Genomic DNA, 5,038 nt, shown 5'->3' with positions numbered 1-5,038 from the left:
TCGCCGTCGAATTAGACGAACTCGCCACCTCCTTACCGCTCACCACATTGCTGTGGCTATGCGTTTCCTGCGAGTTGTCGACATGCGTTTCGGTGGCCGCGCCGACATTGACATTGCCCGCCGCGGCAAGCGTCGCCGTCCCTTTGTCGAGGCTGATTGCGCTGCCGGTGAGGTTGATGTCCTTGCCCGCCACCACGCTCAGCGAATTGCCCGCGTTGAGTGTGGTGGCCGTGAGCGTATCGTCGGCGGTGTGCATCGACTCCGCGTAGCTGCCGTGGCTGTCGCTGCCCGCGCTGTTGCTGTCGACGGTCGAGGTCGCCTTCGCCGCCTGCAACGTGATGTTGCCCTGAGCCGCAACGACACCGCCGCCACCCAGGTTGATGCTCGCGCCGGTCGCCGTCAGATCACCGCCCACGCCGATGAGCGATAGTCCACCGACCGTCACCGAACTGCCCGTCGTCTGGTTGATGTCGGTATTCGACACCCCATTGGCGCGCTCGACGACCTTGTGTTCGCCGGTCTGCACCGAACCGATGTCGTAGTTACCGCCCACGGACAGGCCGAGATTGCCGCCCACGTTCAGATTGCCCGCGTGCTGCTCGACGTTGCCGCCTGTCGTGATGAGCGCGTTGCCCGCCACGTTGAGGTTGGCAATGGGCCCAAGCGTGGTCGTGGTACGCGTCGCGCCCGTGGCGCTGATCTGATCGACGCTCTTGACCGCCGTGTCGAGGATCAGATTGCCGCCCGCATTCAACGCAAGACTGCCAGCATTCACCGTCGCCGACGTGAAATCGACATTGCCTGATGTCGTCAGCGACATCAGCCCGCCGCTTTGCAGCGTGCCGAACGCATTGTCGATGGCCTTGCCATCGATCGACAGCGTATTAGCCGCCTGCACCGTGCCGCTGTTGTTGAACGTCTGTGCGTCTTTGAGATCGATGTCGGTCGCCGCGATCAGCGGTCCGTTCATGTTCTGCTGGCTCGCCTTGGCCAGATACACGACCGGCACCAGCACCGACTGTCCGTCGACCACCTCGGTCTGCATGATGATGACGTTCGATGTAAGCGAAGCCACCTGCTCGGGCGACAAGCTCATGCCCAGCGGCAGATTCAACGACTGTGCGAGCGTTGCGCCCGCGCCCAGCATCGCCTGGTACATCGATTGAAGATCGGTGTACGGACCGAGCACGGCCTTACCGGTGAGCGATGTGATCTGATTCTTCTGGCCAATATGCCTCGAAGGCAACAGAACTACCGGCATCAACGCTCTTAAGAACTGCTTTCATCATTTTTTTCTACTTCGGCCTCGGCTCGAAACAGAACTGCGCCACAAACAACAAACCCAGCGCAATGGCTGGGTTTGTCGTTTTAATTTAAGCGACTTGAATTCATGGCTCACTTGTTTGAGCCATTGCAAGCATGTAAGTCCTTTTGCCCTTGGGTCAAAGTAGCACCCCAACTGGTTAACGAGCACCAAACTCAGTTCGGCCTCAGAAAGTCCCAAACCTAAAAGAATGTTGAGTTCTGATGCAGCTGCCGCAAGCCGGTCCTTCGATTCCGATTTGATAATCGCTTGAAGGACCAACGTGTCTTCATCGAATTCCTCTGTCCAGTCTTGATGGAAATAGCAACCTAGCAGTTGCTCAAGCTCCGGAAACTTTTGGCGAATCATGGTTTTGTCGGATATCCGGTAAGAATTTTATATCCCGTTGGCATCGACGGGTCACGAACTAGAATAACAGCTAATTATTACGCCACTGCCTGCTATGCCTTAAAACAACAAACCCGGCCATGCCGGGTTTGTTTTTGCATTAGCAAGAGTGGATCAGCGCCTTCTGTCGAATCTACTGTCCTTATCATTTTCAGACTTAAAACCCATTAACAGCCCCACCTCTAGTAGCTTAACGGCCGCCTTACCCGACACCTTATACGGGTACTGCTCCAGCGCACTATTTATATATTCAAACGCAAGTCCATATTCTCCCGCCAGATCGATAAATTCCCTGATCTGTGCCATTTCATCTTCATATGTCATCGCATCCGGCGGATAGGCCCGCGCAACTTCCGGCTGCTCCTCCATTTCCTGCAGAACAATCAAAAGGTTCTCTTCAATTAATTCGTAATCTGATTTATTCGTCATTTCGGATTCTTTGGTAAGTTTGTCGGATACCCGGTTACGATACGCCCCCTGCTCGGATCGACGACCACCTTAATATCCACTCCATCGACTGTGCCCGTTCCCGTCACGTAGCCGTTACTTGATGGTTTTGACCATTGTGTTTTCGGATCGGTAGCTATGTCAGAGATAGCATTAGTAACGTCTTGCGGGCTCCATGAAGGCGGAAACTCCGATTTTCCCGGCTTTCCAACGCCCGACAAATGCCCTCCGGATGTGGGCCCATCACCATAGAGAACGTGCGTTTCTGCTTTCGGATCGAGCAGCGAGTTATTGCCACTCTCGCCATTGTTACTACCATTAAAGATAGCATTCCCCGGCACATACCCCGGTGTCCCAGGAACAGCGTTTGCCGCCGTGGAATCCGCGAGCACCACTCCTGGACTGGCAGCAGGCGGCTTGCCACCGCCCGTACCTACTATCGCATTGAGCCCGTTCGCCGCGCCTTGCGCCATTAGGTCCGCCGGCGATTCGGACATCTTAGCCTGCGCGCCGGACTTCATCAGCCCAACAAACTGGTCAATCAGCGTACCAAGCGAAATCGCGTTGAAATCAGGCGGGTTGCCGAGCGCTTGCGCAATTACGGCTTTCACACGGGAGTCTTTCGCTGCTGCGTCCTTGTCATTTCCCTGGTTGTACAGGTTCACATTCGATCCCATCGCCGCGCCCGCTGTGCCACCCACGGCCGCACCGGCCAGACCTGACAGGATATTCCCAGCGAGGTTACCCATCAACGACGAACCCGTCGCACCCGTCACTGCGTCGGCCGCCGCTTTCGTCTGGTCTGCGAGCTTCGAGGAAATAGCCGCGCCCGCTGCGCCACCGAATGCACTGAACGCACCGCCGCCCAGCCCGCCGATCAAGGCGCCACCGCCCGCTTGGAGAATCGCACGCGAGTCACCGCCTTCACGCCAATCGGCGTAGTCGGCCAGCGCTGCGGCCAGCGCCTGCGGATCATCGCTCTTGGCTGCCGCGTCGACCGCATCGACCGCCTCGTCTCGCTTCATATCCGCATACGCCCCGATCCCCTGCGCCACCACTTGCCCCGCTGCCTGCGCCGCCTGCATCGTGTCGGCCTGCTGATTGAGGATCGCGCTCACGTCCGGCGTCTTCGCAACGGTGCCGTTCGTGTTCGTCGTGTCGCGCGAGAGACCCGCCACATCCTGCGTCTGCCCGCTCGCGTTCGTGATGTCGATCGTGCCCGCGCTCACGGCGCTGCGCGTCGTCGCGCTCGAATCGCCGCTCTCGTTTTGCGAGATCATCGGTGTTGCACCGCCCGAGCCACTCACCGAACCGGGGCCCGTCGCTTTGCCCGTTACCCCAACACCTACACCCGCGCTGATACCGTTGCTGTTGGCGTCGTAGTGCGACTGGTTCTGAATGTCGCTATACGTGAGCGTGCCAGTCGTGAGGCTATTCTTCGAGGCGTCCGCCGTGCTCGATATCACCGCGCCAGTGAGACCGGTGCTGCCCTTGACGTTGACGTTGAAACCGCCATCGCCCGCATTGATCCCGGCCTGCTCATTGACGCCTTGGTAGTTCGAATCGGCATGACCGTTTTGTGCGCTGAAGCTCGCGCTACCGCCACCCTGACTGATCGTAACCCCGCCGCCCGCGCTGCTCTGGTGCGCGGCGCTGTTCGTCACGTCCTGCACGCTCGTGATGTTGAGGTTCCCGCCTACATCGGCCGCAATCTGCTTGCCGTTCAGCTGCGAGCCGATGATGTTGGTGTCGCCGCCCGAAATAACCGTGACGCTGTTCGCCCCCGTGACATGCGAGGCGTTCTGGATCGATGCGTCGCTGTTCGCATCGCCATGCGCGTTTGCCATCGCCGCCGAGACGCCATAGCCGCTGCCCAACGTGTACTGGACGCCGATGCTGGCGCTGCTCGAACTATTCGAGCTACGCGTCGAGTCGGTGTCGGTCGTGTTGACGATATTCACTTGGTTCTTGGCCGCGAGCGATACGTCGTTCGCGCCCACATTCGAACCGGCGATGGTCACGTTACCGCTGCCCGGCGTGCCATCCCCGGTCGCGACGAATGCCACGGTGCCGCCTGCCTGCACACTGGAGCCGCGCTGCGTGGCCTGATCTTCCGACGACTGGCTCTGGCTCTTGCTCGAACCGATACTCACCTTGACACCGATGTCGGGCTTGCCGCCACCGGCGAGGGCTTTTGCACCGTTCGCGACCATCGCGGCGTCGCCCACCGCCGCGATGCTGTGGAGCGCTGCCGCCCGGTCATTGCCACTGCTGGCCGAATGGCCGATCGCCTGAGATTCCGAATACGCGTTGTTGATCGCGTCGCCCACCGAACCCGCGAGTCCGAGCGTGACGCCGCTGCTGCTGGTCTTCTGCGTCTGCGCCTGATGCGAGGTATCGGTTGCAGCGTCGATGATGACGTTCGCCGCCGTGCCCGCGAGGTTTCCGCCCGCAACAAGATCGCTACCCGTCACGTGTAACGTGTTGCCGGCCTGAATCGACAGGTCGCCGTTGATCGAGCCGACCGTACTCGCGTTGTTCGTCACGCTCGATGCCTGATCGGTCGTGGCGAGCTTGTTGGTGCCGACCGTGACAGTCAGCCCGCTCGTGCCCAATCCCGTGCGTGTCTCCTGATGGCTGCCCGACGACTGCATGGTGTCTTGCGTCGTGGTGATATTCACGTCGTGCGTGGCATTGAGCGACACATCGTTCGTGCCGACAATCGTGCTGCCTTGCACGTTGATATCCTTGCCGCTGGTGATCGTCACCGCATCGGCGGAAATCATGCTGCCTTGCGAAAGGGTCGCCGTCGAATTAGACGAACTCGCCACCTCCTTACCGCTCACCACATTGCTGTGGCTATGCGTTTCCTGCGAGTTG

The 5,038-nt window shown here is 59.4% G+C and carries 3 protein-coding genes and 1 pseudogene; all 4 read right to left on the bottom strand.

The features are described from left to right. Window positions 1-1,222, bottom strand: a pseudogene (locus NCR98_RS23825) (hemagglutinin repeat-containing protein); the annotation flags it as partial. Between the two features lie 63 nt (window positions 1,223-1,285). Beyond that, entirely contained in the window at window positions 1,286-1,672 is a 387-nt protein-coding gene (locus tag NCR98_RS23820) for a contact-dependent growth inhibition system immunity protein (protein WP_250527498.1), read from the bottom strand. Window positions 1,673-1,825: 153 nt separating this feature from the next. Beyond that, window positions 1,826-2,140, bottom strand: coding sequence for a hypothetical protein (locus NCR98_RS23815; RefSeq protein WP_250527497.1), 315 nt, complete (start codon window positions 2,138-2,140; stop codon window positions 1,826-1,828). Beyond that, window positions 2,137-5,038 (bottom strand): hemagglutinin repeat-containing protein (locus tag NCR98_RS23810; protein WP_250527496.1); only part of this gene is annotated, 2,902 nt, incomplete at its 5' end. The genes NCR98_RS23815 and NCR98_RS23810, both read right to left, overlap by 4 nt.

The sequence above is a fragment of the Caballeronia sp. GAWG2-1 genome, from assembly GCF_023631405.1.
In the GTDB taxonomy this organism is placed as follows: Bacteria; Pseudomonadota; Gammaproteobacteria; order Burkholderiales; family Burkholderiaceae; genus Caballeronia.
This window is presented reverse-complemented; position numbering and strand designations above follow the sequence as displayed.